This window comes from Clostridium sp. UBA5712, assembly GCF_002419845.1.
Classification (GTDB): Bacteria; Bacillota; Clostridia; order Clostridiales; family Clostridiaceae; genus Clostridium_J; species Clostridium_J sulfidigenes.
On sequence record NZ_DIGW01000010.1, the window covers coordinates 421,117 to 448,047 of the forward strand.

The 26,931-nt window shown below is 33.1% G+C and carries 37 protein-coding genes; all 37 read right to left on the reverse strand.

Going from position 1 to position 26,931, the window contains the following annotated elements; genetic code table 11:
* Nucleotides 1-100: 100 nt before the first annotated feature.
* Nucleotides 101-1,639, reverse strand: a complete 1,539-nt coding sequence (gene citF / locus B3B03_RS05905; protein ID WP_346876702.1) for a citrate lyase subunit alpha — start codon at nt 1,637-1,639, stop codon at nt 101-103.
* A gap of 24 nt (nt 1,640-1,663) precedes the next feature.
* Nucleotides 1,664-2,533 carry an HpcH/HpaI aldolase/citrate lyase family protein gene (locus tag B3B03_RS05910; protein ID WP_346876703.1) on the reverse strand — a complete coding sequence of 290 codons (870 nt, stop codon included), beginning with the start codon at nt 2,531-2,533 and terminating at the stop codon, nt 1,664-1,666.
* Nucleotides 2,534-2,544: 11 nt separating this feature from the next.
* The gene (gene citD / locus B3B03_RS05915) at nt 2,545-2,808 is read right to left on the reverse strand and encodes a citrate lyase acyl carrier protein (RefSeq protein WP_035133374.1); all 264 of its coding nucleotides are present in this window, start codon (nt 2,806-2,808) and stop codon (nt 2,545-2,547) included.
* Between the two features lie 24 nt (nt 2,809-2,832).
* Nucleotides 2,833-3,390 carry a Fe-S-containing hydro-lyase gene (locus B3B03_RS05920; protein ID WP_346847790.1) on the reverse strand — a complete coding sequence of 186 codons (558 nt, stop codon included), beginning with the start codon at nt 3,388-3,390 and terminating at the stop codon, nt 2,833-2,835.
* 16 nt (nt 3,391-3,406) lie between these two features.
* A complete protein-coding gene (locus B3B03_RS05925) occupies nt 3,407-4,249 on the reverse strand; it encodes a fumarate hydratase (protein WP_346876704.1) in 843 nt (280 codons plus the stop codon).
* Nucleotides 4,250-4,410: 161 nt separating this feature from the next.
* Nucleotides 4,411-5,655: a methylaspartate ammonia-lyase gene (locus B3B03_RS05930; protein ID WP_346876705.1), complete on the reverse strand. Its 1,245-nt coding sequence runs from the start codon at nt 5,653-5,655 to the stop codon at nt 4,411-4,413.
* Nucleotides 5,656-5,726: 71 nt separating this feature from the next.
* Entirely contained in the window at nt 5,727-7,181 is a 1,455-nt protein-coding gene (locus tag B3B03_RS05935; RefSeq protein ID WP_035133368.1) for a methylaspartate mutase subunit E, read from the reverse strand.
* Between the two features lie 21 nt (nt 7,182-7,202).
* Nucleotides 7,203-8,597, reverse strand: a complete 1,395-nt coding sequence (gene glmL / locus B3B03_RS05940) for a methylaspartate mutase accessory protein GlmL (protein WP_346876706.1) — start codon at nt 8,595-8,597, stop codon at nt 7,203-7,205.
* A 72-nt stretch (nt 8,598-8,669) separates the two neighbouring features.
* Entirely contained in the window at nt 8,670-9,083 is a 414-nt protein-coding gene (gene glmS / locus B3B03_RS05945) for a methylaspartate mutase subunit S (RefSeq protein WP_150845891.1), read from the reverse strand.
* A gap of 17 nt (nt 9,084-9,100) precedes the next feature.
* Nucleotides 9,101-10,072: a winged helix-turn-helix domain-containing protein gene (locus B3B03_RS05950; RefSeq protein WP_346847793.1), complete on the reverse strand. Its 972-nt coding sequence runs from the start codon at nt 10,070-10,072 to the stop codon at nt 9,101-9,103.
* A 141-nt stretch (nt 10,073-10,213) separates the two neighbouring features.
* Nucleotides 10,214-10,873, reverse strand: coding sequence for an N-acetylmuramoyl-L-alanine amidase CwlD (gene cwlD / locus B3B03_RS05955; RefSeq protein ID WP_346847794.1), 660 nt, complete (start codon nt 10,871-10,873; stop codon nt 10,214-10,216).
* Nucleotides 10,874-11,075: 202 nt separating this feature from the next.
* Nucleotides 11,076-12,701, reverse strand: coding sequence for a Na/Pi cotransporter family protein (locus B3B03_RS05960; RefSeq protein ID WP_346847795.1), 1,626 nt, complete (start codon nt 12,699-12,701; stop codon nt 11,076-11,078).
* A gap of 294 nt (nt 12,702-12,995) precedes the next feature.
* Nucleotides 12,996-13,388: a 30S ribosomal protein S9 gene (gene rpsI / locus B3B03_RS05965; protein ID WP_035133359.1), complete on the reverse strand. Its 393-nt coding sequence runs from the start codon at nt 13,386-13,388 to the stop codon at nt 12,996-12,998.
* Between the two features lie 26 nt (nt 13,389-13,414).
* Nucleotides 13,415-13,849 (reverse strand): 50S ribosomal protein L13, encoded by a 435-nt coding sequence (gene rplM, locus B3B03_RS05970; protein ID WP_035133357.1) that lies wholly within the window; start codon nt 13,847-13,849, stop codon nt 13,415-13,417.
* Nucleotides 13,850-13,991: 142 nt separating this feature from the next.
* Nucleotides 13,992-14,726 carry a tRNA pseudouridine(38-40) synthase TruA gene (truA, locus tag B3B03_RS05975; protein WP_035133355.1) on the reverse strand — a complete coding sequence of 245 codons (735 nt, stop codon included), beginning with the start codon at nt 14,724-14,726 and terminating at the stop codon, nt 13,992-13,994.
* A 26-nt stretch (nt 14,727-14,752) separates the two neighbouring features.
* Nucleotides 14,753-15,550 carry an energy-coupling factor transporter transmembrane component T gene (locus B3B03_RS05980; protein WP_346847796.1) on the reverse strand — a complete coding sequence of 266 codons (798 nt, stop codon included), beginning with the start codon at nt 15,548-15,550 and terminating at the stop codon, nt 14,753-14,755.
* 30 nt (nt 15,551-15,580) lie between these two features.
* On the reverse strand, nt 15,581-16,435 hold the full coding sequence (locus tag B3B03_RS05985) for an energy-coupling factor transporter ATPase (RefSeq protein ID WP_346847797.1): 855 nt from the start codon (nt 16,433-16,435) through the stop codon (nt 15,581-15,583).
* A complete protein-coding gene (locus B3B03_RS05990; RefSeq protein WP_084178155.1) occupies nt 16,420-17,349 on the reverse strand; it encodes an energy-coupling factor transporter ATPase in 930 nt (309 codons plus the stop codon). The genes B3B03_RS05985 and B3B03_RS05990 overlap by 16 nt, the downstream gene beginning before the upstream one ends.
* Nucleotides 17,350-17,440: 91 nt before the next feature.
* Nucleotides 17,441-17,782 carry a 50S ribosomal protein L17 gene (gene rplQ, locus B3B03_RS05995; protein ID WP_035133348.1) on the reverse strand — a complete coding sequence of 114 codons (342 nt, stop codon included), beginning with the start codon at nt 17,780-17,782 and terminating at the stop codon, nt 17,441-17,443.
* Nucleotides 17,783-17,794: 12 nt separating this feature from the next.
* Nucleotides 17,795-18,742 carry a DNA-directed RNA polymerase subunit alpha gene (locus B3B03_RS06000; RefSeq protein ID WP_035133346.1) on the reverse strand — a complete coding sequence of 316 codons (948 nt, stop codon included), beginning with the start codon at nt 18,740-18,742 and terminating at the stop codon, nt 17,795-17,797.
* Between the two features lie 63 nt (nt 18,743-18,805).
* Nucleotides 18,806-19,426: a 30S ribosomal protein S4 gene (gene rpsD / locus B3B03_RS06005; RefSeq protein WP_150845882.1), complete on the reverse strand. Its 621-nt coding sequence runs from the start codon at nt 19,424-19,426 to the stop codon at nt 18,806-18,808.
* A 19-nt stretch (nt 19,427-19,445) separates the two neighbouring features.
* Nucleotides 19,446-19,838, reverse strand: a complete 393-nt coding sequence (rpsK, locus tag B3B03_RS06010) for a 30S ribosomal protein S11 (protein WP_035133342.1) — start codon at nt 19,836-19,838, stop codon at nt 19,446-19,448.
* Between the two features lie 15 nt (nt 19,839-19,853).
* A complete protein-coding gene (gene rpsM, locus B3B03_RS06015) occupies nt 19,854-20,222 on the reverse strand; it encodes a 30S ribosomal protein S13 (protein WP_150845881.1) in 369 nt (122 codons plus the stop codon).
* A gap of 43 nt (nt 20,223-20,265) precedes the next feature.
* Complete coding sequence (gene rpmJ / locus B3B03_RS06020; protein WP_003373491.1) at nt 20,266-20,379, reverse strand: 50S ribosomal protein L36; 114 nt, start codon at nt 20,377-20,379, stop codon at nt 20,266-20,268.
* Between the two features lie 15 nt (nt 20,380-20,394).
* Nucleotides 20,395-20,613 carry a translation initiation factor IF-1 gene (infA, locus tag B3B03_RS06025; protein ID WP_035133338.1) on the reverse strand — a complete coding sequence of 73 codons (219 nt, stop codon included), beginning with the start codon at nt 20,611-20,613 and terminating at the stop codon, nt 20,395-20,397.
* An 8-nt stretch (nt 20,614-20,621) separates the two neighbouring features.
* A complete protein-coding gene (locus tag B3B03_RS06030; RefSeq protein WP_346847798.1) occupies nt 20,622-20,903 on the reverse strand; it encodes a KOW domain-containing RNA-binding protein in 282 nt (93 codons plus the stop codon).
* Between the two features lie 13 nt (nt 20,904-20,916).
* On the reverse strand, nt 20,917-21,663 hold the full coding sequence (gene map, locus B3B03_RS06035; RefSeq protein ID WP_346847799.1) for a type I methionyl aminopeptidase: 747 nt from the start codon (nt 21,661-21,663) through the stop codon (nt 20,917-20,919).
* Nucleotides 21,650-22,312 (reverse strand): adenylate kinase, encoded by a 663-nt coding sequence (locus B3B03_RS06040; protein ID WP_035133451.1) that lies wholly within the window; start codon nt 22,310-22,312, stop codon nt 21,650-21,652. The genes map and B3B03_RS06040 overlap by 14 nt, the downstream gene beginning before the upstream one ends.
* Nucleotides 22,313-22,337: 25 nt before the next feature.
* A complete protein-coding gene (secY, locus tag B3B03_RS06045) occupies nt 22,338-23,621 on the reverse strand; it encodes a preprotein translocase subunit SecY (RefSeq protein ID WP_346847801.1) in 1,284 nt (427 codons plus the stop codon).
* Nucleotides 23,622-24,062: a 50S ribosomal protein L15 gene (rplO, locus tag B3B03_RS06050; protein ID WP_035133331.1), complete on the reverse strand. Its 441-nt coding sequence runs from the start codon at nt 24,060-24,062 to the stop codon at nt 23,622-23,624. It lies immediately after the preceding gene.
* A gap of 17 nt (nt 24,063-24,079) precedes the next feature.
* Nucleotides 24,080-24,259, reverse strand: coding sequence for a 50S ribosomal protein L30 (rpmD, locus tag B3B03_RS06055; protein ID WP_035133328.1), 180 nt, complete (start codon nt 24,257-24,259; stop codon nt 24,080-24,082).
* A 12-nt stretch (nt 24,260-24,271) separates the two neighbouring features.
* Nucleotides 24,272-24,769, reverse strand: coding sequence for a 30S ribosomal protein S5 (gene rpsE, locus B3B03_RS06060; RefSeq protein ID WP_035133326.1), 498 nt, complete (start codon nt 24,767-24,769; stop codon nt 24,272-24,274).
* A gap of 17 nt (nt 24,770-24,786) precedes the next feature.
* Nucleotides 24,787-25,149, reverse strand: coding sequence for a 50S ribosomal protein L18 (gene rplR, locus B3B03_RS06065; RefSeq protein ID WP_150845878.1), 363 nt, complete (start codon nt 25,147-25,149; stop codon nt 24,787-24,789).
* A 25-nt stretch (nt 25,150-25,174) separates the two neighbouring features.
* Nucleotides 25,175-25,714 carry a 50S ribosomal protein L6 gene (gene rplF, locus B3B03_RS06070; protein ID WP_035133322.1) on the reverse strand — a complete coding sequence of 180 codons (540 nt, stop codon included), beginning with the start codon at nt 25,712-25,714 and terminating at the stop codon, nt 25,175-25,177.
* A gap of 23 nt (nt 25,715-25,737) precedes the next feature.
* A complete protein-coding gene (gene rpsH, locus B3B03_RS06075) occupies nt 25,738-26,136 on the reverse strand; it encodes a 30S ribosomal protein S8 (protein WP_035133320.1) in 399 nt (132 codons plus the stop codon).
* Nucleotides 26,137-26,168: 32 nt separating this feature from the next.
* The gene (locus B3B03_RS06080) at nt 26,169-26,354 is read right to left on the reverse strand and encodes a type Z 30S ribosomal protein S14 (RefSeq protein ID WP_035133318.1); all 186 of its coding nucleotides are present in this window, start codon (nt 26,352-26,354) and stop codon (nt 26,169-26,171) included.
* Nucleotides 26,355-26,368: 14 nt separating this feature from the next.
* Nucleotides 26,369-26,911 carry a 50S ribosomal protein L5 gene (gene rplE / locus B3B03_RS06085; RefSeq protein WP_035133316.1) on the reverse strand — a complete coding sequence of 181 codons (543 nt, stop codon included), beginning with the start codon at nt 26,909-26,911 and terminating at the stop codon, nt 26,369-26,371.
* Nucleotides 26,912-26,931 lie beyond the last annotated feature (20 nt).

A 26,931-nucleotide genomic window follows, 5' to 3' on the forward strand; every position in this document is an offset into this window, starting at 1 on the left:
TTGTACATATATTAAGAAAATTTAAACTTCCTAACCAATATTTAACACAAAAAATAACACCTATCTAAGAATAAAATATCTTAGACAGGTGTTATTTTATTTATAATGTTTTTCTAACTACATCTATAACAGTTCCATCCCTATATTCTACAACTGCAACTATATCCTTAGATAATTCTATTGCTTTAGGAGTACCTGTTATTTTTTCAGCTATTTCCTTTAATTCCTCTATAGTTACCACATTAAGGTTTGCTTCTTTTAATTTTTCAATTAAATCAACCCTCTTAGGGTTAACAGCTATTCCTCTTTCAGTTACTATTACATCAATAGTTTCACCTGGAGTAGTTATAGTAGTCAACTTATCCTTTATTATTGGTAACCTTGCCTTAGTTAGTTTTGTTACTATTATAGTAAGTTTAGAGCCTGCTGCGGTGTCTGCATGACCACCAGAACCCCCCATTATAGTTCCATCTGAAGCAGTAGTAACATTTACATTAAAGTTTGTATCTATTTCTGTTGCTCCAAGTATTACTATATCTAAGTTATTTACTACAGCTCCTTTGTTATGAGCATTTCCATACATAGAAGCTGACATAGTTATATGTTTTTCATTTTTATCACAAGACTCTACTGCCTTTAAATCAAAACATTGTACATCTAGTAAACTTTGGAATAATCCTTCTTCAAACATATCTACAATATAGCCAGTTATTCCACCAGATGCAAAACTACCTTTGATTTCATTCTTATTCATATATTCTCTAAGCTCTGCAGCTACAGCTAGAGATATTCCTCCAGCTCCTGTTTGAAATGACATACCTTCTTTAACTAGTCCTGAAGCTATCATAGTATCTAAAGCATTCTTTGCAATTTTAAGGCCTATAGGATCCTTTGTAATTTGTGTAGTTCCTGATACTATTCCTGCCGGATTTCCTATAGAATCTACCTTAACTACATAATCTACATAAACTTGGTTTATTTCCATTGGGAAGTTTGGATATGGCACTAAGTTGTCTGTAATAGCTATTACAGTGTCTGCATATTCTGAATCAGAAACTGCATATCCTAAAGCACCACAAGCAGACTTGCCAGTAAGTCCATTTATATTACCATACATATCACTAGAAGGTGCTGCTAAAAAGGCTATATCGATATGTAAATCTCCACTTTCAATAGCTCTTGATCTTCCACCATGGGTATGCATTATAGCTGGATATTTTAATTTTCCCTGTGATATAGCATCTGCTACAGGTCCTGATATATAATTTGCATATATTTTAGATACAGTACCATCTTCAATATAAGCAACTAGCGGCTTATGAGTTGGAAATATAGAACTTGCTGCCACAGTTAAATTCTTTATTCCTCTTTTAGCCATGGATTCTACAACCATGTTAAGAATATAATCCCCATTTCTTAAGTGATGGTGAAAAGATATACACATTCCATCCCTAATTTCCACTTTATCTAAAACTTCTTCTAAAGAATTTACTAACTTTGCATCTCCAGGAACTACAGGTTTAATCTTTGCTGACACCTTTTTTAAAGGATTCATATTTTTAAAAGCACCTTCAAAAATCTTTACATTTCCGTATCCATCTATATACTCCGGAATTTCTCTTCCTAATACATTCTTCATATTATTATCACCTCAATCCCCTCATTAAATAAGGCCTAGTTTTTTACTTAATTCTACAGTGGTTTTTGCTCTATTTATAACTGGTGCATCTACCATTTTACCATCTAGAGAAAATACTCCCTTACCTTCTCTTTCAGCTTCTTCCATAGCATCTAATACCCTTTGAGCATGGATTATCTCCGCTTTAGTTGGAGCATATACTTGGTGTATTGTATCAATTTGTCTTGGATTAATTGATGCTTTGCCAGTCATTCCAAGGGATTTTGCAAGTAGAGTATCCTTTTCTAATCCTTCAAAGTCATTAGTATCTGTAAATGGAGTATCAATAGCCCCTACTCTCATAGCCTTGCAAGCTACAGCTACCCTGTTTCTAGCATAAAATATCTCACTGCCTTCTTTAGTTCTCTTAATTCCCATATCAGAAGTTAAATCTTCTCCACCTAAAAGAACTGCTACTATTCTGTCTGATGATTTTATAATGGTATATACATTTTCAACACCATAAGCACTTTCCACTATTGGTATTAACCTTATAGCTTTGTCTTCAAAGCCTTCTTCTTTTTCTATTTTTTCAAGTCTACTACTAATCTCTATAAGTTCATCTTCCGTTGCCTTTGGAACCATTAGTGCATCTGGCTTAACTCTTCCAATAACTTCTATATCCTCACTTGAAAATTCTGTAGTAAGTGGATTTATTCTAACTACCACCTCTACTCCACTATAATCAACATTTTTAATTGCTTCTCTAACAAGAATTCTAGCACTATCTTTTTCTGTAAGACTTACTGCATCCTCTAAATCAAGAATTATAGAATCTGAACCTAAGATTGCAGCATCTTGTAACATTCCTGGATTATTTCCAGGCATAAAAAGCATAGTTCTTCTTAATTTCATATTTATACCCCCTACTGCGCTCTTTTTACTGCAGTTTCAATTCTAGCTCTTATTGTATAATCAAGAGCCCCTTTATCTTGAGCTTTAACAATGACATTTTTTACTTGTAAAGTATCTAAAGTTTCTCTAATAGCTCTTTCTATTTCAGCTCCAAATTGTTTCATAACCATACTCTCAAGTTCTATAGCTATTCCGCCCTCTTCATTAGGCATGATTATAACGTATATATCATTGGATTCTAGGGTTCCAGCCTTTGAAATTTTATTAATTTCCATCTAAATCACCTCTACCTATAAAACTTATTTTTTACTACTTAAGTAAGCTTCTCTACCTACTTCATATAAATTATTTCCTTCTGAATCTATTACTACAACTATAGGTAAATCCTCTACTTCAAGTCTTCTTATAGCTTCAGCTCCTAAATCTTCATAAGTCACTATTTCTGCTTTCTTTACGCATTTACCAATAAGGGCTGCAGCTCCACCTATAGCTCCAAAGTATACTGCTTTATTCTTTTTCATAGATTCTATTACTTCAGTATTTCTTAATCCTTTACCAATCATTCCTCTTAAACCATGGTCTAAAAGTGCTGGTGTATATGCATCCATTCTATAACTAGTAGTTGGTCCTGCTGAACCTATGGCCATTCCTTCTTTTGCTGGAGTTGGCCCTACATAATATATAACAGCATCCTTTACATCTATAGGAAGTTCTTCTCCTTTTTCTAAAAGTTCTGCAAGCCTCTTATGAGCAGCATCCCTACCTGTGTATATAACTCCACTTAATAAAACACTGTCTCCAGCTTTTAAATCTTTTACCTTTTCTTCTGTTAGTGGTGTAGTTATTCTCTTTTCCATAAACCTTACCCCCTAATTATAGCTCTATTTCTGCATGTCTTGTAGCATGACAATTAATATTTACAGCTACTGGAAGGCCTGCAATATGAGTTGGATATGTTTCTATATTTACAGCTAATGCTGTTGTTTTACCACCAAATCCTTGAGGCCCTATACCTAGTTCATTTATCATAGTTACTAGTTCCTCTTCTAACTCTGCGTAGAATGGATTTTCATTTCTTACATCTATGGATCTTATAAGTGCTTTTTTAGCAATTGTTGCTGCCTTATCAAAGGTTCCTCCAATTCCTACTCCAACAATTATTGGTGGACATGGATTTGGACCTGCTTCCTTAACTACTTTTATTATAAAATCTTTAACACCTTGAAGTCCATCAGAAGGTTTTAACATTTTTATTTGACTCATATTTTCAGAACCAAATCCTTTAGGTGCTACAGTGATTTTTAGCTTATCTCCTGGAACTATATTATAGTAGATCATAGCTGGAGTATTATCCTTTGTATTTACTCTATCTAAAGGATCCTTAACTACAGATTTTCTTAAGTATCCATCCTTATATCCTTGTCTAACACCTTCATTTATTGCATCTTCTAGGCCTCCTCCAACTACCTGAACCTCTTGACCTATTTCTATAAATACACATGCCACACCAGTATCTTGACACATAGGCATATCTTCGTTTTTAGCTATATCAGCATTGATTAATATTTTGTTTAATATTCCCTTTGCAATATCCCATTCTTCTTCCTCATGAGATTTTATAAGTCTGTTTTTGATATCACTACCTAGATAGTAATTTGCATCTATACATAATTTTCTTATAGCTTCTATTATCTGTGAAACTTTAATTTCTCTCATATATAATCCTCCTAAACTCATTGATTAAATATATTATTTCAATATTAATTCACTAATACAGTTTAATTTAAATCCCATGAATAATATATCTCATTTTTATAATTATTATAAGTAAAAAGGCAGTTTTAATTAAACCGCCTTTTTACTATATACCTAATGTATTATTTATTTCTTCTATTTACTAAGGCAACAACCCTATTCATTTCATTGTTCACTATCATGTAACCTTCATCAACACCCATACCTGGCTTAGCTAAGCATTGGTCTGCTCCACAAGCCATAGCAATGTTAGTGCAAACTTCTGCTGATCTATTTGTTTCGTTACATGTTCCTCCACAGTAAGCTCCAACCTTTTTCTTCTTACAATACAATATAGCTTCTATTGTATTATTTACTCCTCCAAGATCTGGAGTTTTTATTTGAAGCATATGTCCTGAGTTGTTATCTGCAAAGAATGCTACGTCTTCATAAGTATTACACCATTCATCTGCAACTAATTCTACACTGATATTTCTATTATCAAGTTCATCTGTTAACTCTTTTAATGCTTCCATTTGTCTTTCTCTATGCTCTACATCCATTGGTCCTTCTATTCTTAATTTAAATGGTTTAGCAGCCTCTTCCAATGTTGCTATGTAGTCTGCCATTGCTTTTGTATCACAATCAAATGCAACTCCTATAGTTCCATAAACATCTATATGGAATATTGGGTTATAGTCTTCACTAGTTCTTAATTTTAAAACTCTATCACTTAACCATTTAACATATTCAAGAAGTTTTTCGCCCTTTAAGCCTAATTTCTCTTCTACATTGTTTATTAAAGCATGAGGTAAAACATCTGCTCCCTTGATAATCATCTTATCAGCGTTGTTGTATCTGTCATCTCCTGATTGAGTAAATATAGGAATTCTATTAATTTCTACTCCAGTATTATATTCATCTCTTACAACTTCAGCCATAGTAACTTTTTTAGCTTTTGCTACACCATCAAGAATAGCTTGAGTTACTCCATATCTTATAGCTGTATGAAGTCTTTTTCCATTTACCAACATTTTATCAAATTCTTCAGCTAAACATTTAAAGTTAGTTAATTCTCTACCTATAAGTTTTGGTGCTATTTCCTTTTCTATAACTGGTATGAAATCTTTAGCTAAGAATAATGGATCACGTCCACCTGCTCCTGAATATTGAACAGCTGCACAATCACCGTGTGCTACTTGACCATCTTCAAGTATTAACATTACAGATATAGATTCTCCTGCTTGTCTTATAGATGTAAATCCTTCAGTTACTGGCTCTCCAATATAAGTAAATCCATCATGACCAGCTCCAGCTTTTATTGCTCTTTGGTCATCAAAATAAAATCCAGTTCTTCCTGCAGAACATACTACATCAACAATTTTCATTTAAATACACCTTGCTTTCTATAATTTAAGAATTTTATATTAGTTTATTGTTAGCTTATAAATTATAAATGTTATTTTTCTGGTCTTCCAACAAGCTTTCCTTTTCCCACAGCAAATATATCATCTATTGTCATTTGGAATCCAACTGGACGATTTTCGTATTTTCCTCTTTCGTCTAGCTTTTTCATATTGAAAGCTTTAAGCTCTGCTGTAAATGGAACATTTCCAAATTTAAGATATCTTACTGCTCCATTATTATCTCTTGCAGGCATCATTTTACCAGCATTATATTTACTTGGTGCAAATGGAATATCTATAACTCCCATATCAAAGCCTTTAACAGCACCTTTCGCTAAGTCACCATTTCCTACTTCGTATAACTTATCTACCATGCATCTTGTTTCAGCTTTAATTATAGCAATTTCAGTTCTAAGTTCATCAGATAAGTGCATTTGTTGACCTTTTAATAAGTTTAAAGTCATTTTAGTTGCTCTTATACCTTGAGCATTTGCTTCTTTTGTTGGTATACCTATAGCTTCATGTGGAGTTTTAACTATAACTTTTGTAGCTCCTGCTAATGCTGCAGCTGCTGCTCCAGTAGATATAACACCAAAAGCCTTAGCTTCATCAGCTGGGAAGCCTCCCATCCATTGATGGAACACTGTTGTTAGGTAAACATCACCATAACCATACGCTCTTAAGTAATCGCTACACTGCTCTTCAAGAGCTCTAATTGCTGCTACGTCTTGTATTAAGTTACCACACTGACCATATCCAACAGTAATATTCTTAACACCTTGTTCTGCTGCAAGTAATGCTTCTACTATTGCAACTGCATTAGATGTACTTGGTGGTACTAAAGTTCCTGTTAATGGACCAAATGGCTCTCTATTAATAGATATACCTTGCTCTTCATAGAAACCTACTAATCTATCACAATATTGCCAATCAAGAATAGTTTTTTCTAGAGTAACACTTTTAGCATATGGTATGTTATATGATATACCGCCACCTTCATTTGATGTCCAACCTGATGCATGAGTAATTTCTGCAAGTAATCTACCATCTGGAGTACCGTGTCTTGATTCTAATGGTAAGTTAACAGATTCAAATACTTGTCTACATCCTTTAACCCCGTGGTTAACCCCTGGAAATCCATTTAAAAGTGATCTTCTAGCTTTTATACTTTCTTGTATCCCAACTTCACATTCTTCATATCTATTTTGTCTTGTGTAACTATCTATTGTTGATGGTAGAAGATCCGCTCCACCTTCTTTGTCTAAGTAGTTTAGTAATTCTATGTGGCTATCTAATAAAGCTACACCGGCCCTAGGTTGAGCTAATGTTATGCCCGCTTCCTTTGCTTCCATTAATTTTTTAGCAAAGTTCTTGTGTGCTGGAATTTTTTTGTTGTAGTCTATAGCCTCCTGTAAATCTACTTCTTTACCTGTTGGCCATTGTGCTAAAACCTCTTCTCTTGTCTTAAAAAACTCTTCCTCGGTCCACTTTTTGTTTTTTAGTTCCACTTTAATTTACCTCCTAGTGATTTACACTTCCACTAAATATTTTTTCATTATTCTTATTGCTTTGTCAGGATAATCCTGAGCTAACAGACCCATTGATGATAATATATAAGTTTTGTCTATTAAAGTTTTTGGATTTCTAGGTCTTAAAGAAGTAGCATTTTCTTTATCAAAGGTTCCTGCTTTCAATATTTCACCTGGATGTTCACTATGAACTAAAACGCCACCTGTGCCAATCATATATTTTACATCCATAAGATCTTTTCCTAATTGATTATATACAGCTCCCATTGGAGTATATATGCATTCAACAGTGCCGCAGTGTCTTTCCATAGAAAGTTCTGTAGCTGCCTTTGCCATAGCTTCATCAAATTTTATGTCTTCATCTGTTTCAGGTACCATTTTAATATTGCTATTCCTATATTTACATCTTTCTTCAATTTGTATTTTTCTATCTTTATCATTTAAATACGATCTAAGCTTTCTACTACCTGCTGCTTCCCAAAGAGACACAGCTGAATATCTCATACCTAAGTCACCTTCTACAGTTCTTTTTGCAAAAGGTTCCTCTAACCCCTTCATATTTACTCCACCCTTTGTTGGCTCTCCATATCCTATAGAGTGTACATCAGTAGTAGCTCCACCTATATCAACAATGATTAAGTCTCCAATACCTTCTTCTTCGTCGGTGCCTTCTCCCAACACTCTAGCTGCTTTAAGTACAGCTGCTGGTGTAGGCATTAGTATACCATTTATATAATTTTCTGCGTTGGATAGTCCTTTTGCATCAGTTATCCTATCCATAAATACTTTTCTTATTTCTTCTCTTGCTGGTTCCACATTTAAAGCATTTAATTGAGGCATAACATTTTCTGTTATGCTGAAATAGAATCCAGCTTTTTGAAATAATTCTTTTATTTCATCATTAGCACTTTTGTTTCCAGCAACAACTATAGGAAGATTAACATCTAAATCTACTAGTATCTTTGCGTTATGTAGAATACATTGTTTATTTCCTCCATTAGTACCACCGGCTAAAAGAATTATATCTACATCAGAATTTTTTATCTCTAATACTTCGTCCTTAGTTAATTCATAACTATATACTTTTATAACTCGAGCTCCTGCTCCTAAAGCAGCTCTCTTAGCAGCTTCTGCTGTAAGATCTGGCACAAGTCCAATTGCAACCATCTTTAAGCCTCCAGCTGCAGATGAACAAGCAAGTTTTTCAACAAAATTTACTTCTTCACCTTCTAGCTTATTCATTAGCTTATCATAAGCTTTATTAAATCCTATCATTATATCATCTTCGATAGTTGTTATGTCCTTTGCTGTAGCTAATATTTCTTCATTATCTATATCTACTGCAGTCAATTTGGTATAAGTACTACCAAAGTCTAAAAGTAAATATGCATTCATTTAAATCACTCCAGCTCTCTATTAAAACTCCAAGTAAAATCTACTTTAGTTAGTTAGTTTATGTGCTTCTGTCTATTCTATTCCTAAATCTTCTTTTAAGTCATGTATAGTAGTGTCTATACTTGTTCCTGGTGGATAAACTCTATTAAAGCCCATTGCTTTAAATCTTGAATAAACATCATCCCAATCTTGTTTACCTACAACTATGTTACCACCAACATAGATAAGGATATCTTTTAATCCTGATTCATCACACTTTTCTCTTAAGCCTCTACAGTCAATCTCTCCATGTCCATAAAGAGAAGAAACAATTATTGCATCAGCATTTGTTTCCACTGCAGCATTTATAAAGTCTTCTTGTGGTGATAGCACCCCAATATTGATGACTTCAAACCCTGCTTCTGTTAATGCATAATCCATGATTTTGTTACCTACAGCATGACAATCTGCTCCAATAACACCAAGAACTAATGTCTTCTTTTCCATTTTTAATTCCTCCTGAATTAATTTTTTTGATACTTTAATTCTACAATTTTTGACTTAAGTGCCTTCACTGATGTAGAGTCTAAGTTATAAGAAAACTCTATAAGCTCTTTATTTTCATGATTGAGCTTACAAACATCCTTATATCTACCTGGAGTTACTATTAGTACCTCCGATTTATCAATTATGTGTTTTAATTTAGCTTCTTCAGTTATACTAAAATACTCAACTGATAAATCTGAAAGACCTGCATTATCAAGTGCAGACTTAATTTTAAATATAAACTCTTCAGATAAACAAATAAAAGTAAACTTTGTTTCTGAAGGATGTCTAGCGATTCTTACAATGGATTCTAGATTAGGGTTTACTGCTACTCCCAGTATTTCCTTGTTCATGCCTTTTAAAAATCCATCTACATCATTTACATGGTTAAATGGTGATATAATTACTTCACAAGTCGAAAGCTTGTCCTTTGTGTCGTCACTCATTTTTTCTAAGTCTGTTAAAGTAAATGGTATCGTATTCATACTTGTTATTGATGTTATTTCTTTACTAAACATTCTCGCTTGCTCAATATTACATTCTACAAATGCTGAAGTAACTTTATTCATAACATCCTTTTTCTCACTAACCCTATTTGTTACTATGTCCAAAAAATCATCTGGATCTATACCGCATTCTAAAGCTTCTTCTAGAGCTAAATCCACAAATTTATTAATTTTCCTTCTACTATCATAACTTTGCCATGATACTACTTCTTCTGCTACGAAAGTCCCTTTTCCTCGAATAGATTTTAATACGCCCTTAGCTTCTAGTTCATTATAGGCAGCGCTAATGGTATTTCTACTAACAACTAACTCTTGAGACAATTCTCTTTCTGTCGGCATTTTACTTCCAACTCTCAAAGTTCCATCTTTTATAAGATGCATTATTTGTTTTTTTACTTGGATATAGAGAGGTATCCCATTTTTTTTATCAATTGTAATGTTCAAAATCTCATCTCCTGACCCTTTGGACCAATGGCTTAATCCAATCCTTAATCATAATATCATATGGACTAATCATTTGCAATTTCACATTTTTGTATATTCTATAAAGAGCCCACCTTTTATAGAAAAAGTAGGCTCTTATCTTTAATTTGCTCCTTCTTTCAAGTAAATGCTTATAGATTCAGCTAACGCATCTGCAATTTTCTTTTGATATTCTTCATCCTTTAACTTTTGATATTCTTCAGGATTACTTAGGAATCCGCACTCTACAATAACTCCTGCCATAGTATCATTTCCTCTCAATACTTTATATTGAGTGCCTGCAGCCTTTGCTTTTCTCTTATTGGACTGGTCCAATTTATCCTTTAATGTACCTTGCATGATATTTGCTAACCTTTCGCTTCCTTCATAATTTGAGTACCATACTTGAGCACCCTTACAATATGATTCTGGAAATGTATTTAGATGTATACTAACAAATATGTCACACTTTGTTTCTTCCTTCAAACTTACTCTTTTATTTAAGTCCTCATATTTTTTCTCTTTTACTGATTTTCCTTCAGTATAAAGTCCTATATCCTCTGTTCTTGTAAATTCAACCTTATATCCTTGACTTTTTAAATTTGCCCCTAATAGAAGTCCAATGTTTAGGTTTATATCCTTTTCTGTAGTTCCATCTTTAGACGAAGCACCTCCATCTATTCCTCCGTGTCCTGGATCAATTAGTATTATTTTATTTTTTTCTTGTTCTGATTCAGCATTTTTATAAGTTGTAACCACATTGTTTACATTAATTACAGACATGCATATGAATCCTAAAATAATTACTGTAAGTATTGATATTAATTTAGTATTCTTAATGGTTCCTCCCACCTTTTTTTTATTACTCTGTAATTATACTTATTCATAAATTCATACTATTATTCTTTTACCTATATAATAAAAACCTTTTGGATTCACATTATCCAAAAGGTTTTTAACATAAAAGCTATAAAAAACTATTAATTTAATTTTCATATATTATTTCAGCTATATTTATTGAGTGATCACCTATTCTCTCTAGATTGCTTATCAAATCCAAGAAAATTGTTCCCACTACAGCATTACATACCCCATTGTTTAATCTCTTTATGTGTGATGCTCTTAATTCTTTTTCTAGCGAGTCTATTCTTTCTTCTATTCCCCTTATACCTGCTGCTTTTTCTCTATTATAACTTTTAAAACAATCTATACTCATTTCTACTGCACTTATAGTATAGTCAAACATACCTTTTATTTCATTCATAGCATCTGGAGAAAAAGTCAATCTTTTAGTGATTCTTTCACTAGCAAGGTCTGCGATATTCTCTGCATGATCTCCTATACGCTCAATATCATTTACCACATGGAAATATGCAGCTAGTTCTGCTCTCTGTTCATCACCTAAATCTGAGTTAGATAACTTAACTAGATATCTTGTTATATCATGTTCTAATAGATTAATTATCTTTTCATTATTGTATGCTACCTTTATTAGCTCTTCATCTCCCTGTAAAAAAGAATTCATAGCTACTTTTAAATTTTCCTTTGCCTTCTCACCCATTCTTACTATTTCATTAGTTGTTTGACCAAAAGCTATTGCTGGAGTCTCTAGCAATCTTTCGTCTATATATTTAACACCCGGTACATCTTTTTCATCTTCACCAGGAATTATCTTATTAACAAAGGAAACAAGATATTTAATTAAAGGAAGTAATAGTAAGGTATTTACCACATTAAATAAGGTATGTGCATTTGCTATCTGTCTTGGTATAGCTTCAGCACCTACATCTGGACTTATTGATAAAACTATATTAGCTAAGAATGTAACTGGGATAATTAAGAATATAACAGCTCCTATAAGGTTAAATAACAAGTGAATAACTGCTGCTTTTTTTGCTGTTATTGAAGTTCCTATGCTAGATATTAATGCTGTTACACATGTACCAATGTTATTACCTAATAATATTGGTATTGCTACTGTTAATGGTAAACTTCCTGTAGATGCTAATGCTACTAGTATACCAGTAGAAGCTGATGAACTTTGAAGGACAGCTGTCATCATCATTCCTATTAAAAGACCTAATATAGTATGTCCTTCTAATTTTAGTATTAAATTTGTAAAGAATACTGAGTCCTTAAGCGGTGACATTGCACTTGACATAAGTTTTAATCCTAAAAATAATATACCAAATCCAAGGATAATTTGACCCAATTCTTTTACTTTTCTTTTGTTGCAAAAAAGTATCATAACTGCACCAATAGCTAAAAATACAGGTGCAAAAGCATCAAATTTAAATGTTATTAATTGGGCTGTTATTGTAGTACCAATATTAGCTCCCATTATAACAGATGTTGCTTGAAATAAATTCATAAGTCCTGCATTAACAAATCCAACAACCATTACTGTAGTAGCACTACTACTTTGAATAATAGCAGTGACAATGGTACCTGTTAGCACACCTTTCACTGGATTAGATGTTATTCTGTCAAAAATACCCTTCAGTTTATCTCCTGCTGCATTTTCAAGACCATCCCCCATAAGCTTCATCCCATATAGAAAAAGTCCTAATCCTCCTAAAAGGTTAATAATCAAAAATATGATATTATACATCAATTTACCTCCTACAATAAATCTCATTCCACAATATGTACTTTTTCTTTGTCCATTAAAATTCCATATTAATAATACACTATAATCAAAAACATGTTAATACTTATTTACATATTTAACACGAATTTAACATAACTTTTTATAAATATATTAAGTAATGTTATAATTTAAACTTCACTAATGATTATATATAAAATGAGTTTACCTAAAAATTTACACAAAATAAAAATAAGGAGTATATATTTACATATATACTCCTTATTTTTATATAACATACAGTTGTATGTACAAATACTATCTTTTTGAGAATTGAGAAGCTCTTCTTGCTTTTTTAAGACCGTATTTCTTTCTTTCTTTCATTCTTGGGTCTCTTGTTAAGAATCCAGCTTTCTTAAGTTCTGGTCTTAAGCTCTCATCAGCTTTTAATAAAGCTCTTGATATTCCGTGTCTGATAGCTCCAGCTTGACCTGTGTATCCACCACCGTGTACATTAACTAAAACGTCAAATTTGTCTTTAGTTCCTGTTAATACTAATGGTTGGTTAACTATGAATTTTAATGTATCTAATCCAAAGTAGTTATCCATATCTCTTTTATTTATTACAACTTTACCTTCACCAGGTACAAGTCTTACTCTAGCAACTGATTTCTTTCTTCTACCTGTTCCAAAATGTTGAACTTTTGCCATTATTTATTCCTCCTTACAATACTATATTAGTATTTTAATTCTAATACTTCTGGTTTTTGAGCATGATTTTTGTGCTCTGGTCCTCTGTAAACTGTTAGCTTCTTAGCCATTTGTCTTCCAAGAACTCCTTTTGGAAGCATTCTTCTTACAGCTTCTTCAAATACAAATTCTGGTTTCTTAGCTAATGCTTCTCTGTAAGGGATCTCTTTTAATCCGCCTGGGTATAATGAGTGATGTCTTAACATTTTTTGATCTAATTTCTTTCCTGTTAAAACAATTTTCTCTGCATTTACAACTATTACGTGATCTCCAGTATCTACATTTGGAGTAAATTCTGGTTTATTTTTACCTCTTAATATAGAAGCTATTTGACTTGCAGCTCTACCTAAAGTCATTCCTTCAACGTCTACTACATACCATTTTCTTTGTATTTCACTTGGTTTAGCTAAGTATGATTTCATCTTACTACCTCCCTGATTTTTAACAATTATAATTCTATGGATAAAGATCCGGGGCTAATGGATCTTACACACAAATATTTATTATACGAACAAAATTCATTATAATACAATTTCCCGGGTGTGTCAATGATTTTTACTATTATTAATAATAAACTTCAATTAAACATAAACCTTGGGGTGAACATGTTTTGCCTGCTTTTTTTCGATCTCTACTTAATATTATTTTAGGTATATCTTCTGCTTTTATTTTTCCATTTCCTGCATCTATAAGCGTTCCTATCATAATTCTTGCCATATTATATAAAAATCCATCAGCAGCTATATATACTTTGATATAGTGTTCGTTCTTAACTATATCAACTTTACTAATAGTTCTTGTAGTCGTTTTAACTGAACTTCCAATATTCCTAAAAGCTTCAAAATCATGAGTTCCTATAAAAAATTTTGCAGCATCCTTCATTTTCTCTATATCTAAACTCTTTTTATAGTGATATGAAAAATTTCTACATATGGGCATTCTTACTTCTGTATTTAGTATTGTATAGCAATACATCTTCCCTTTTGAATCATATCTAGCATGAAAATCATCATGAACTTGTGAGGACTTAATTACAGATATATCTTCTGGTAATACATGATTTAATGCTTCTCTAAACTTTTCTACAGGAATATTACTACTAGTCTTAAAATTACACACATATCCTTTAGCATGTACTTTACTATCGGTTCTGCTACAACCAATCACTTCAACTTTTTCCCCAGTGATCTTAGAGATTGCATTTTCAACTGTTCCTTGAATGGTTTCTCCCTTAGGCTGTTTTTGCCACCCCATATAATTAGTTCCATCATATTCTAGTATTAACTTAATGTTTTTCATATATATATCCCTTTATTCTACTACATCTAAAATCTCATATATATAACTATTATAGTTAATGCAGACATAACAATCATTCCTACATAATCTCTCGAAGTTACTTTCAGTATCTTCATTCTAGTTCGGCCTTCTCCACCTCTATAGCATCTAGCTTCCATTGCCATTGCTAATTCATCAGCTCTTCTAAAGGAGCTAATAAATAGCGGTACAAGTAGTGGTATAAGGCTTTTAGCTCTATTAACTATACTTCCACTTTCAAAATCTGCACCTCTTGCCTTTTGAGCCTTCATTATTTTATCAGTCTCATCCATTAAAGTAGGTATAAATCGTAGTGCTATAGTCATCATCATGGCAAGTTCATGAGCTGGTACACCAATTTTCTTAAATGGTCCTAGTAATTTTTCTATTCCATCAGTAAGTTCTATTGGTGATGTAGTTAATGTTAATAGAGATGTTCCTATAATAAGAAAAGTAAGTCTTAATATCATAAATATAGCTGTTACTATACCTTCTTTATATATTTTAACAAATCCCCATTGCCATAATAATACGTTACCTCTAGTTAAAAACACATTAAATAGTGCCGTTATTATCATTAATATAAATATAGGCTTTAATCCCTTATATATATATCTAAATTGAATCTTAGATACAATTATAGCCATCATTGTAAATATAAAAATAACAATATATCCTGAGAACTCTTTTATTAAAAATAAGTCTATTATAAAGAGTAAGGAAAATAGTATTTTTACCCTAGCATCTAATTTATGGACAAATGACTCTCCAGGTATATATTGGCCTATGGTAATATCTTTAATCATATTTACTCCTCCACAACTTTATAAAAGAGCCTAGTTTTTTGCTAGTATCTTAAGTAACTCTTTTTTAGCTTGTTCTAATGTGAAAATATCATCAGGTAATTCAAATCCAACCCTTCTCAATTCTCGCATAAGATATGTTACCTGTGGAACTGCAAGACCTACATTTTCTAATGTATCTACTTCTTTGAATATTTCTTGTGGTGTACCATCTAATACACATTTTCCTTCATCCATTACCAATATACGGTCTGCAACCTTTGCCACATCCTCCATGCTATGAGATACAAGAATGATAGTCATGTTATAGGATTTATGAAGCTTATATAGCTCTCCTAGAATTTCATCTCTCCCCTTAGGATCTAATCCAGCTGTTGGTTCATCTAATATTAAAACCCTTGGTTCCATAGCTACAACTCCAGCTATTGCTACTCTTCTTTTTTGTCCTCCACTTAGGTCAAATGGAGATTTATTTCTGTAAGTTTCATAGTCTAAACCTACCATGTCCATGGCTCTTTTAGTTCTTGCTAAAGCTTCCTCATCATTAAGCCCTAAATTCTTAGGTCCAAACATTATGTCCTTTTCTATTGTTTCCTCAAAAAGTTGATACTCTGCATATTGGAATACTAATCCAACTTTTTTTCTTATGTCTGTAAGCTTAACTCCACTAGCAGTAATATCTACACCATCAACAAATATCTTTCCTTGGTTAGGTTTTAATAACCCATTCATGTGTTGTATCAAAGTAGATTTACCTGAACCTGTATGTCCAATGAGGGCTACAAATTCGCCATCATTTATATTCACATTAACATTACTAAGGGCAACCTTTTCAAAGGGAGTTTTAGCCATATATATATGAGTTAAATTTTCTATTTTAATTGACATAATTCTCTCACCATCTCATCTATAGTTAATATATCCGATTTTATATTAACACCTGATTTATTTAATTCATAAGCCAATTCTGTCATTTGTGGTACATCCAAACCTAAGTTTTTCATAATTTCTACATTTTGAAATACTTCTCTTGGCTTTCCTTCTACTATAACTTTTCCTGAATCCATAACATATATCTTATCTGCTGCAACAGCTTCTTCCATAAAGTGTGTTATGTATACTATTGTAATCCCATTGTTTTTATTTAAATCCATTATCGTATTTATAACTTCTTTTCTTCCAGATGGATCAAGCATGGCTGTTGGCTCATCTAATACTATGCATTCAGGCATCATAGCTAATATACCAGCAATAGCTACACGTTGCTTTTGACCCCCAGATAGAAGATGTGGTCCATGTTTTTTATAATCATACATGTTTACTCTCTTAAGTGACTCGTCTACTCTTCTTCTTATCTCCTTAGGCTCTACGCCTAAATTTTCTGGTCCAAAAGCTACATCCTCTTCTACTATAGTTGCAACAATTTGGTTATCAGGGTTTTGAAAAACCATCCCCGCTTTGCTTCTTACATTCCATATGTTTTCTTCTTTGCTAGTATCATATCCAGACACACTAATTTTGCCCTCTGTTGGAATTAAGAGTGCATTTATATGTTTTGCAAAAGTAGATTTTCCTGATCCATTATGACCTAATACAACTACAAACTCACCCTTATTAATGGTAATATTAACACCATCTATAGCCAATTTTATATTACCTTCACTATCCGGAGGATAAGTGTATCTCAAGTTTTCACTAATAACTTCCGGTACTTTTTCACTGGATGAATTTAAATTATCTATTTTATTAATTTCATTAAGCTTTTCAATTTGATTATCTCTAGAATTTATATTAGTTTCCATCAATTATCCCTCCATTAGAGAGTTACTATCTAATACTCAATTTTATAACAAAACGGGGACTAAGTTAGCCTTACTTAATCCCCTTGAATTATTATACTAATTCTAATACAACAACCTCTGCTCCGTCGCCTCTTCTAGGTCCCATTTTCATTATTCTAGTGTATCCACCATTTCTCTCAGCGTACTTTGGAGCTACGTTATCAAATAAATTCTTAACAACATCCTCTTCTGTAACAAATGCAAGCACTTGTCTTCTAGCATGAAGATCTCCTCTTTTAGCTAAAGTTATCATTTTCTCAGCTAATCTTTTAGTTTCTTTTGCTCTAGCTTCAGTTGTTTCAATTCTACCGTGCTTTAAGAAACTAGTCGTAAGATTTCTAAGCATTGCCATTCTTTGATCAGTTGGACGTCCTAACTTACGTTGCTGTGCCATCTCTATACCTCCTTACTCCTCGCTAGGTTTGAATCCCAATCCTAAGCCTTCAAGTTTTTGCTCAACCTCTTCAAGAGATTTCTTTCCTAGGTTTCTTACCTTCATCATATCATCCATTGATTTTTCTGTTAACTCTTGAACAGTATTAATACCAGCTCTCTTTAAGCAGTTAAAGCTTCTAACAGATAAATCTAGTTCTTCTATAGTCATTTCTAGAACTTTTTCTTTCTTGTCTTCTTCTTTTTCTATCATTATTTCAACATTATCTGCATGATCAGTTAATGTCATAAATAGTTTAAAGTGTTCAATAAGAATTTTAGCTGATAAACCAATAGCTTCATCAGGTCTAATAGTTCCATTTGTCCAAATTTCTATAGTTAATTTATCATAATCTGTGATCTGTCCTACTCTTGTATTCTCAACTGTAAAGTTAACTCTTTTAACTGGAGTATATATTGAATCAACAGGTATAGTTGATATTGGCTTATCATCAGTTTTGTTCTTATTTTGAGAAACATAACCTCTACCACTATTAATATTTATCTCCATAAATAACTTTCCACCATCATCTAGGGTAGCAATATGAAGATCCTTATTAACTACTTCAACATCTCCGTCCACTTTAATATCTGCTCCTGTAACTTCACCAGGACCTTCAGCATCAATATATATTGTTCTTGGGCCCTCACCAGACATCTTAAGTGCTAATTCCTTTATATTTAGAATTAACTCAGAAACATCTTCTTTAACTCCATGTATAGTTGAGAATTCGTGTAAAACACCATCAATTTTAATCGAATTAGCAGCAACTCCAGGTAGTGAAGAAAGAAGAATTCTTCTTAATGCATTACCTAAAGTTATTCCATAACCTCTTTCTAATGGTTCAACAACAAATTTGCCATATGTACCATTTTCAGCGGTTTCAACACATTCTATTTTTGGCTTTTCAATTTCTAACATTTATAACCCTCCTTTTAAATTTAGTGGTTTTTTTATATCGAGGGCAACTGATTACATTATTGACTATTTACTGTATAACTCAACGATTAATGTTTCATTAACAGGAACGTCTATGTCTTCTCTTGCTGGTATTGAAGCAACCTTACCTTCAAATGATTCAATATTTCCTTCTAACCAAGTTGGTAGAGTTTTTGGATTTTCAGCAAAAACTTTGAATTTTTCAGAAGATCTGCTTTTTTCTCTAACTGATATAACATCTCCAGCTTTAACAGAGTAAGATGCAATATCTACTTTTTTACCATTTACTAAGAAATGTCCGTGGTTTACTAATTGTCTAGCTTCAACTCTTGAGCTTCCGTATCCTAATCTATAAACAACGTTATCTAATCTTAATTCTAGGAATTTTAATAGGTTTTCACCTGTAATTCCTCTTTGCTTTTCAGCTTTCTCATAGTACTTTCTAAATTGTCCTTCTAGAACTCCATATATTCTCTTAGCTTTTTGCTTTTCTCTTAATTGAGTTCCATAGTTTGACATTTTCTTTCTGCTTTGACCGTGTTGACCTGGTGCATAACCTCTTCTAGTAAAAGCGCACTTCTCAGTGAAGCATCTGTCACCTTTAAGGTTAAGCTTAAGGCCCTCTCTTCTACAAAGTCTGCATGTAGCGCCTGTGTATCTTGCCATTCATTACACCTCCTGTTAATTAAACTCTTCTTCTTTTTGGTGGTCTACATCCATTGTGTGGAATTGGAGTTACATCTTTGATTAAAGTAACTTCTAATCCTGCAGCTTGAAGTGATCTTATAGCCGCTTCTCTACCTGCTCCTGGACCTTTAACATAAACTTCTATGCTTTTTAAACCATGTTCCATCGCTGCTTTAGCTGCTGTTTCAGCTGCCATTTGAGCTGCAAATGGAGTACTTTTTCTTGAACCTCTAAATCCTAATCCACCAGCACTTGCCCATGACAATGCGTTTCCAGCTGCATCAGTAAGTGTAACGATGGAATTATTGAAAGTAGATTTTATGTGTGCAGCACCGTGCTCAACATTTTTTCTTTCTTTTTTTCTTCTACTTCTAACTTTCTTTTGAGCCATTATATTCCCTCCTTACTATTTCTTCTTGCCTGCTATAGTCTTCTTAGGACCTTTTCTTGTTCTTGCATTAGTCTTAGTCTTTTGACCTCTAACTGTAAGACCTTTTCTATGTCTTATTCCTCTATAACATCCGATTTCTTTAAGTCTCTTTATATCTAAGGCAACTTTTCTTCTAAGATCACCTTCAACCATTAAGCTCTTATTTACATAATCTCTTAATGTATTTACTTCATCTTCAGTTAAATCCTTGATTCTAGTATCAGGATTCACTCCTGTAGCTTCAAGTATTTCATGAGATTTTGGTAGTCCTATACCAAATATATAAGTTAGACCTATCTCAACTCTTTTTTCTTTTGGTAGGTCAATACCTGCAATTCTTGCCATCTACAATCTACACCTCCTAAGTATCACTACTTATTTATTTTTATTAACCTTGTTTTTGTTTATGTTTAGGATTTTCACAGATAACCATTACTCTTCCTTTTCTTTTTATAACTTTACATTTTTCACATATAGGTTTAACTGATGGTCTTACCTTCATAGCTAACCCTCCTTATTACTTATCTCTCCAAGTTATTCTCCCACGAGTCAAATCATATGGAGAAAGTTCTACTGTAACCTTATCGCCTGGTAAAATTCTTATAAAGTTCATTCTTAACTTTCCAGAAATATGAGCAAGTATCTTGTGCCCACTCTCTAATTCAACTTGGAAAGTTGCATTAGGTAGAGTTTCTAAAACGACACCTTGCATTTCAATTATATCATCTTTTGACATAAGGGTAATCAAACCTCCTCTATTATATCCTCAACCTGCAAAAATTTTCTTATTTTAGAATTACTGATCTTTCCATCAGATAAGATAGCACTTCTAATATCTTCAGCCAAAACATTTGTAAAAGATAAATGTTTAATTTTCTTTTTCTTTGGCCTATCAATTTTTCTAAGGTCTCCATCTGAAATATAGACATACTCATCGTCTATTATACCAATAATGATAAAGTATTTTCCTTTATCTCTTCCTGATTTTGAATGTACTACCTTACCTAAAAGGCTGTCATCATCCACATTAGTCACCTCATTAGCTCAAAGTTAGTATTTCTACACCTTCATTAGTTATTGCTATAGTATTTTCATAATGGGCAGATAACTTTCCATCACTAGTCACTACAGTCCAACCATCTGGCTTAATTTTAACTTTGTAATTTCCCATGTTTATCATAGGTTCAATTGCAAGCACTACACCGTGTACTAACTTAGGACCTTTACCAGCAGTGCCGTAATTAGGAACTTGTGGGTCTTCATGCATAGCAGTTCCTATGCCGTGTCCAACAAAATCCCTAACCACAGAATATCCAAAACTCTCAGCATGCTTTTGAATAGCTGCTGAAATATCGGTAAGTCTGTTCCCCACTACTGCTTTTTCAATGCCCTTAAAGAAAGATTCTTTAGTGACATCTATTAGATGTTGTGCTTCCTTAGAAATATTTCCTACTGGAAAAGTTCGTGCAGCATCACCATGATAGCCATTAAGTATTGCTCCACAATCAACACTGATTATATCTCCTTCAACTAATACGGTATTATTCGGGATACCATGTATTACTACATCATTTACTGATGCACATATTGATCCTGGGAATCCTCCATATCCTTTAAAAGAAGGTATAGCTCCTTGTGCTAATATAAACTCTTCAGCAAGTTTATCAATTTCTGCAGTGGTTATTCCTGGTTTTATTACCTTTTGAATCATTGCTAGGGTATCGGCAACAACCTTACCAGCACTCCTCATATATTCTAGTTCTGTATCACTCTTAATATTCATCACTATTTATCGCTCCTAAGATACCACAGATATTCTTAAAAACATCATTAATAGCTTGCGTTCCATCAACCTCTGCTAATAGATTTTTCTCTCTATAGTATTCTATTAACGGTTGTGTTTGTGCATCATATATTTCAAGTCTTTCACTTACTGTCGCTTCATTATCATCTGCTCTTTGTATTACAACGCTACCGCAAACGTCGCATTTTCCATCGTTTTTAGTAGGATTATATTTTACGTGATAACTAGCTCCACAAGTAGTACATACACGTCTTCCTGTCATTCTATCTATAATAAAACCCTTAGGAACTTCAATCAATAAGGCAGTGTCTAGTTTTAAACTCATTTCTTTAAGTAAAACTTCTAAAGCCTCTGCTTGATTTACAGTCCTTGGATAACCATCTAGTAAAAATCCATTTTTGCAGTCATCCTGCTTTAATCTATCTTTAATTAAATCGATAGTTAATTCATCTGGTACTAGATGACCTTTATCTATATATTTTTTAGCTTCAATCCCTAAAGGCGTTGCTTGAGAGATATTATATCTAAAAATATCTCCAGTAGATATGTGTGGTATAGAGTATTTATTACAGATTGACTTTGCCTGAGTTCCTTTTCCGGCTCCAGGAGGACCTAATAAAATAACTCTCACTAGTATCAACTCCAAATTAAAATTTTTATTTAAGGAACCCTTCATAATGTCTCATTACTAGCTGAGATTCTAATTGTTTCATAGTATCTAGAGATACACCAACTAAAATTAGTAAACTAGTTCCACCAAATGAAACTCCCTTAAAATTACTGAATATAGCTGCTAATATAGGCACTATAGCTATAATTCCAGCAAATGTTCCACCTAAAAGGGATATTCTTGTCAAAATCTTCTCTAAGTAAATTTCAGTTTTTTCACCTGGTCTTATACCTGGAATAAATCCTGATGATTTATTCATATTCTCTGCCATCTCATCTGGTTTGAAAGTAATTATAGTATAGAACCAAGCAAAGAATAGTACTAATAAAAAGTATGCTACTACATATTTCATAGTATCTTGCTGAAATATACTCCAAGAACTCTTATTAACAAATACCGCAAAGGAAGATTCAGGCCATATTTGTGCTATAACCGCTGGAAATTGCATTACTGACATACCAAAGATTATCGCCATAACTCCAGAAGAATTTAATCCTATTGGAATATGTGATGATTGACCTTTTATAACTTTTCTTCCTATTGCTTTACCGGCATATTGCACTGGAATTCTTCGTTCTGCTAAATTTATAACAATTACTGTAATTAATAAAGCTAAAGCTACTGCTACGAATATTACAACCTCTACCGGACTAACTTCTCCTGTTTTAAGAAGCCCTGCTATTTGATAAGCTGTTTGTGGTAGTGAAGATATTATATTTACAAATATAATAACAGAAACACCACTTCCAATTCCATATACTGAAATTTGTTCACCTATCCATACTAACAAGGCTGTACCTGTTGTCATTGTTAGTATTATTAGTAAAAGGCCCATTGAACCTTCTATCAATATAGCTCCTGAGCTTTTAATTAAGGCATATGCTGCATATGCTTGAATAACAGCAAATACTAGAGCTGCATATTTAGTATAGTTCTGTATTTTTTTTCTTCCTTCTTGACCTTCTTTAGAAAGTTGTTCTAAATAAGGAATTGCAATTGTAAGTAATTGAATTATAATCGATGCATTGATATACGGAGTAACACCTAAAGCAAATATACTAAACTTACTAAAAGCCCCTCCTGCAATCATGTCATAGAAACTTAGAAGGGAACCAGAATTACTACTAACTAAAGTTGCAATCTTACTAGCATCCACTCCTGGTACTGGGATAAACACACCCATTCTAAAAATTACTACTATCATTAATGTAAATAGTATTCTTCTTCTTAGCTCAGGAACTCTCCAAGCGTTTCGTAGGGTTGATAACATCTATATCACCTCAACTTTTCCTCCTGCCGCTTCAATCTTCTCTGCTGCAGCTTTGGAAATCTTATTAGCTTTAACAGTTAATTTCTTTTCAATGTTACCATTTCCAAGAATCTTTATCCCATCGTTTACTCTCTTAGCCATTCCAGATTCACGAAGTAACTCTGGAGTAACTACAGTTCCATCCTCAAATATGTTTAGTCTATCTACGTTTATACAAGTATATTCTTTAGCAAATATATTTGTAAATCCTCTCTTAGGTAGTCTTCTATATAAAGGCATTTGACCTCCCTCAAATCCTGGTCTTACACCGCCACCAGATCTTGAGTTTTGTCCTTTTTGACCTTTTCCAGCAGTTTTACCCCAACCTGAACCAGTACCTCTACCGATTCTCTTAGGAGATTTTTTTGCACCTTCTGCAGGTCTTAACTCATGAAGTCTCATATTTACACCTCCTTAGTTTAAGCTTCTTCTACTTTTAGTAGGTAACTTACTTTATTAATCATACCTCTGATCTGAGGAGTCTCCTCGTGCTCAACAGTTTTACCTATTTTTCTTAATCCAAGAGCCTCTACAGTAGCAATATGATCTTTCTTTCTACCAATTAAACTCTTTACTAATGTTAATTTAACTTTAGCCAAGGTTTTCCCCTCCTATCCTAGAATTTCTTCAACAGTTTTGCCTCTAAGTTTTGCAACTTGCTCTGCTGTTCTTAATTTTGATAATCCATCTATAGTTGCGCTAACCATATTTCTTGGGTTATTTGAACCTAATGATTTAGCTCTAACGTCTTTTAATCCTGCAAGCTCAAGTACTGCTCTTGCTGGACCTCCAGCGATAACACCTGTTCCTTCTGAAGCTGGCATTATGTGAACTGTACCAGTTCCAAATTTACCATCTATAGTATGAGGAACTGTAGTTCCATCTAATTCAACTTTAACGATGTTCTTTTTAGCATCTTCGATACCTTTTCTAATTGCTTCTGGTATTTCGATAGATTTTCCCATTCCAACACCAACGTGTCCGTTCTCATCACCAACAACTACTAGTGCGCTGAATCTGAAGTTTCTACCACCTTTAACAACCTTAGCAACTCTGTTTATGTGTACAACTTTCTCTTTAAGATCAAGTGTGCTAGGATCTATTTTCATGTGTGTACCTCCTTTTTTTAGAATTTAAGTCCTGCTTCTCTTGCACCTTCTGCAAGCATTTGTACTCTTCCGTGGTATACATATCCACCTCTATCGAATACAACTTCAGTAATTCCTGCTTCTATTGCTTTTTTAGCTACTACTTCACCAACTAGTTTAGCAGCTTCCTTATTGCTACCAACTTTTAGAGAAAAGTCTTTATCTAAACTAGATGCAGCAACTAATGTTCTTCCAGCAACATCATCTATAATTTGAGCGTATATGTTCTTTTCACTTCTGAACACTGCAAGTCTTGGTCTTTCAGCTGTTCCATGAATTTTCTTACGTACTCTTAAATGACGTCTTTCTCTTGATAGCTTTCTATCAGCTTTATTGAACATGAAATTCTCTCCTTTCTAATAGCTATTATTTACCAGTCTTACCTTCCTTACGTCTGATAACTTCATCAGAGTACTTAATACCCTTTCCTTTGTAAGGCTCAGGTTTTCTCCAAGTTCTTATATCAGCTGCAACTTTACCAACTAATTCCTTGTCGATTCCTTTTACTACTATAGTATTAGCATCTGTTAATTCAAATGTAATTCCATCTACAGCAGCTATTTCAACTGGGTGTGAGAATCCTAGGTTTAAAGTTAATCCCTTACCTTTTGCTGTTGCTCTATATCCAACACCAACTAATTGTAATGTCTTAGCGAAACCATTAGTTACTCCAATTACCATATTATTTAATAATGCTCTAGTTAATCCGTGTAGAGCTCTATGTTCTTTTATATCGCTTGGTCTTGTAACGACCACTTGATTATCCTCTATAGCTATGTTTATATTCTTCACCATTGTTCTAGTTAATTCCCCTTTAGGTCCTTTAACTGTAACAACGTTGTCTGGCGTTACTGTAACAGATACACCAGCTGGTATAGCTATTGGAAGTCTTCCTACTCTTGACATAATCGCACCTCCTTGTTCATAAACTACCAGATGTAGCAGATAACTTCTCCGCCTAATCCTAATTTTCTAGCTTCTCTATCAGAAACTAATCCTTTAGAAGTTGATATTATTGCAACTCCTAATCCATTTAAAACTTTAGGGATATCATCCTTACCACTATAAACTCTTAGTCCTGGTTTAGATATTCTCTTAAGTCCTGTTATAACTCTCTCTTTATTTTGGCCATATTTCATGCTAAGTCTTAACATTGAAACAGTTCCATCTTGATATTCTTCTATATTTTTAATATATCCTTCTTGAAGCATAATATTTGCTATGCCTTTCTTTATTGTTGAAGAAGGAACTTCTACTATTTCATGTCTAACAATATTTGCATTTCTTACACGTGTTAGCAAATCTGCTATCGGATCAGTCATATTCATTAATTGTGCCTCCTTTCGCTATGATCTGTATATTACCAGCTTGCCTTTTTGCATCCAGGAATTTGTCCTTTATAAGCAAGTTCTCTGAAACATATACGGCAAATACCAAATTTTTTTAAGACAGAATGTGGTCTTCCACATAATCTGCATCTAGAGTATTCTCTAGTTGAATATTTTGGTTCTTTTTTCCACTTTTCTATTAAAGCTTTACGTGCCAAGTCATTCCCTCCTTTTATTGAGCAAATGGCATTCCAAGGAATCTTAATAATTCTCTTGCTTCCTCGTCTGTCTTTGCAGTAGTTACAAATATTATATCCATTCCTCTTACTTTATCAATTTTATCATATTCTATTTCAGGGAATATTAATTGTTCTTTTATTCCTAAAGCATAATTTCCTCTTCCATCAAATGACTTAGTAGGAACGCCTCTGAAGTCTCTAACTCTTGGTAATGCTATATTCATTAATTTGTCCGCAAATTGGAACATCTTATCTTTTCTTAATGTAACTTTACATCCAATTGCCATGTTATCTCTTATTTTAAAGTTGGCAACTGATTTCTTTGCTCTAGTTAATACAGCTTTTTGTCCAGTGATTAATTGCATATCACTTACAGCAGCATCTAAAACTTTAGAGTTATCTTTAGCTTCGCCAACTCCCATATTTATAACTATTTTTTCAAGTCTAGGTACTTGCATTATATTTTTGTATCCGAACTTATCCATCATAGCTGGTATTACTTCACTATTGTATTTCTCTTGTAGTCTTGTAACCATTTGTTAAACCTCCTTTCGCG

Excerpts from the sequence above, each read along its gene's own strand:
- B3B03_RS05985 (WP_346847797.1), bottom strand. The coding sequence starts at position 16,435 with ATGTCAATTAAAATAGAAAATTTAACTCATATATATATGGCTAAAACT.
- rplQ (WP_035133348.1), bottom strand. The coding sequence starts at position 17,782 with ATGGCACAGCAACGTAAGTTAGGACGTCCAACTGATCAAAGAATGGCA.
- B3B03_RS05980 (WP_346847796.1), bottom strand. The coding sequence starts at position 15,550 with ATGATTAAAGATATTACCATAGGCCAATATATACCTGGAGAGTCATTT.
- rplM (WP_035133357.1), bottom strand. The coding sequence starts at position 13,849 with ATGAAATCATACTTAGCTAAACCAAGTGAAATACAAAGAAAATGGTAT.
- B3B03_RS05910 (WP_346876703.1), bottom strand. The coding sequence starts at position 2,533 with ATGAAATTAAGAAGAACTATGCTTTTTATGCCTGGAAATAATCCAGGA.
- rpsM (WP_150845881.1), bottom strand. The coding sequence starts at position 20,222 with ATGGCAAGAATTGCAGGTATTGACCTACCAAAAGAAAAAAGAGTTGAG.
- secY (WP_346847801.1), bottom strand. The coding sequence starts at position 23,621 with ATGTTATCAACCCTACGAAACGCTTGGAGAGTTCCTGAGCTAAGAAGA.
- rpsI (WP_035133359.1), bottom strand. The coding sequence starts at position 13,388 with ATGGCAAAAGTTCAACATTTTGGAACAGGTAGAAGAAAGAAATCAGTT.
- B3B03_RS05990 (WP_084178155.1), bottom strand. The coding sequence starts at position 17,349 with ATGGAAACTAATATAAATTCTAGAGATAATCAAATTGAAAAGCTTAAT.
- rpsD (WP_150845882.1), bottom strand. The coding sequence starts at position 19,426 with ATGGCAAGATACACAGGCGCTACATGCAGACTTTGTAGAAGAGAGGGC.
- rpsK (WP_035133342.1), bottom strand. The coding sequence starts at position 19,838 with ATGGCTCAAAAGAAAGTTAGAAGTAGAAGAAAAAAAGAAAGAAAAAAT.
- B3B03_RS05920 (WP_346847790.1), bottom strand. The coding sequence starts at position 3,390 with ATGGAAAAGAGAATAACTACACCACTAACAGAAGAAAAGGTAAAAGAT.
- B3B03_RS05930 (WP_346876705.1), bottom strand. The coding sequence starts at position 5,655 with ATGAAAATTGTTGATGTAGTATGTTCTGCAGGAAGAACTGGATTTTAT.
- truA (WP_035133355.1), bottom strand. The coding sequence starts at position 14,726 with ATGAAAAACATTAAGTTAATACTAGAATATGATGGAACTAATTATATG.
- rpmJ (WP_003373491.1), bottom strand. The coding sequence starts at position 20,379 with ATGAAGGTAAGACCATCAGTTAAACCTATATGTGAAAAATGTAAAGTT.
- rplO (WP_035133331.1), bottom strand. The coding sequence starts at position 24,062 with ATGAGACTTCATGAGTTAAGACCTGCAGAAGGTGCAAAAAAATCTCCT.
- B3B03_RS05925 (WP_346876704.1), bottom strand. The coding sequence starts at position 4,249 with ATGAGAGAAATTAAAGTTTCACAGATAATAGAAGCTATAAGAAAATTA.
- B3B03_RS05960 (WP_346847795.1), bottom strand. The coding sequence starts at position 12,701 with ATGTATAATATCATATTTTTGATTATTAACCTTTTAGGAGGATTAGGA.
- glmS (WP_150845891.1), bottom strand. The coding sequence starts at position 9,083 with ATGGAAAAGAAGACATTAGTTCTTGGTGTTATTGGAGCAGATTGTCAT.
- rplF (WP_035133322.1), bottom strand. The coding sequence starts at position 25,714 with ATGTCAAGAGTAGGAAGACTTCCAATAGCTATACCAGCTGGTGTATCT.
- cwlD (WP_346847794.1), bottom strand. The coding sequence starts at position 10,873 with ATGTCTGTAATTAATGTAAACAATGTGGTTACAACTTATAAAAATGCT.
- citF (WP_346876702.1), bottom strand. The coding sequence starts at position 1,639 with ATGAAGAATGTATTAGGAAGAGAAATTCCGGAGTATATAGATGGATAC.
- rpsH (WP_035133320.1), bottom strand. The coding sequence starts at position 26,136 with ATGAATATGACTGATCCGATAGCAGATTTGCTAACACGTGTAAGAAAT.
- rpsE (WP_035133326.1), bottom strand. The coding sequence starts at position 24,769 with ATGAAAATAGATCCTAGCACACTTGATCTTAAAGAGAAAGTTGTACAC.
- rplR (WP_150845878.1), bottom strand. The coding sequence starts at position 25,149 with ATGTTCAATAAAGCTGATAGAAAGCTATCAAGAGAAAGACGTCATTTA.
- infA (WP_035133338.1), bottom strand. The coding sequence starts at position 20,613 with ATGTCAAAAGATGATATAATTGAAATGCAAGGTGTCGTTTTAGAAACT.
- B3B03_RS06000 (WP_035133346.1), bottom strand. The coding sequence starts at position 18,742 with ATGTTAGAAATTGAAAAGCCAAAAATAGAATGTGTTGAAACCGCTGAA.
- citD (WP_035133374.1), bottom strand. The coding sequence starts at position 2,808 with ATGGAAATTAATAAAATTTCAAAGGCTGGAACCCTAGAATCCAATGAT.
- glmL (WP_346876706.1), bottom strand. The coding sequence starts at position 8,597 with ATGAATGCATATTTACTTTTAGACTTTGGTAGTACTTATACCAAATTG.
- rplE (WP_035133316.1), bottom strand. The coding sequence starts at position 26,911 with ATGGTTACAAGACTACAAGAGAAATACAATAGTGAAGTAATACCAGCT.